Consider the following 1,315-nt stretch of genomic DNA (forward strand, 5'->3'; position numbering starts at 1 on the left):
GAGCCTGTAACAGATTCTGTGTAACTGCCATTAGTTAATGTGCTTTTCGAGTCGTTCCTCGAACTCGATAATAAAACGACTCATCGCCTGACGCCAGTTTTGAATCGGCATCGACCATTTCTTACTGGCGTCTTTTATTGCTAAGTACACCATTTTTCTTGCTGAATCATCGCTGGGGAAGATTTTCCGTTTCTTGATGGCTTTTCGGATAACACTGTTCAGAGATTCAATGGCGTTGGTGGTGTAAATTGCCCTGCGGATGTCCTCTGGGTAGTTGAACAAGGTATTGAGATTGTGCCAGTGCGTCCGCCATGATTTAGCGATTTGTGGGTACTGGCCGTCCCATGTTTCAGCAAACCGTTCTAGTTCAAGCAGTGCCTCATCTTCTGTTGCTGAGCGGTATACGCGCTTTAAGTCTGCTGTGACAGCTTTGTAGTCCTTCCACGATACGTATTTTAGTGAGTTACGAACCATGTGTACGATACACAGTTGAATATGCGTTTGTGGGAACACAGCATTAATGGCATCAGGGAAGCCTTTGAGACCGTCCACACAAGCGATGAGAATGTCTTCTACGCCGCGCTGCTGAAGTTCGGTTAGCACGTTTAGCCAGAACTTAGCCCCTTCATTCTCGGCTATCCACATGCCCATCAGTTCTTTGTGACCTTCAGTATTGATGCCCAGGGCCAGGAAGATAGATTTGTTGATGATACGTTTATCCTGGCGTATTTTCACTACGATACAGTCGAGGTAAACAATCGGGTAAATGGCATCTAACGGGCGCGACTGCCATTCCACAACTTGCTCGATAACTGCATTAGTAACGCGAGAAACCAGCGTTGGCGATATCTCAGCACCATACCATTCATCAAACGCATTGACGATTTCACGGGTACTCATGCCTTGTGCATAAAGCCAGAGAATCTTATCGTCCATGGAGGTGAAACGGGATTGATGTTTTTTAACGAGCTTAGGCTCGAAGGAGCCTTCACGGTCACGAGGAGTGTCGAGTTCAAACTCGCCATCTTCTGTTTTTACGCGTTTGCTGCTCTTACCGTTGCGACTGTTTGATGACGTAGACTTTTGATTTCTTTCGTAGCCAAGATGCTCATCCATTTCAGCGTTCAATGCCGCTTCAACGGTGATTTTCTTCAACATCTGACTAAATTCGTTTAAGTCTTCAGGTGTTTTAATGCCTTTGGCCGCTTCCTTTGCGAAAGCTTCAAGCTCTTTCTTATTCATGTTCATCTGCCTATCCTTAACTCTCTATAGAGTAAATTGAGATAGGCAGTTACACAAAATTAGTTACAGTCTC

At 45.2% G+C, this 1,315-nt stretch carries 1 protein-coding gene; it reads right to left on the reverse strand.

Annotated elements, in window-relative coordinates:
* Positions 1-30 precede the first annotated feature (30 nt).
* The gene (locus QME20_RS19645; protein WP_187448112.1) at positions 31-1,242 is read right to left on the reverse strand and encodes an IS256 family transposase; all 1,212 of its coding nucleotides are present in this window, start codon (positions 1,240-1,242) and stop codon (positions 31-33) included.
* Positions 1,243-1,315: the final 73 nt, after the last annotated feature.

Source organism: Alteromonas sp. CyTr2, assembly GCF_947311905.1.
Classification (GTDB): Bacteria; Pseudomonadota; Gammaproteobacteria; order Enterobacterales; family Alteromonadaceae; genus Alteromonas; species Alteromonas macleodii.

Coding starts and splice junctions, on each gene's coding strand:
- QME20_RS19645 (WP_187448112.1), bottom strand. CDS start 1,242: ATGAATAAGAAAGAGCTTGAAGCTTTCGCAAAGGAAGCGGCCAAAGGC.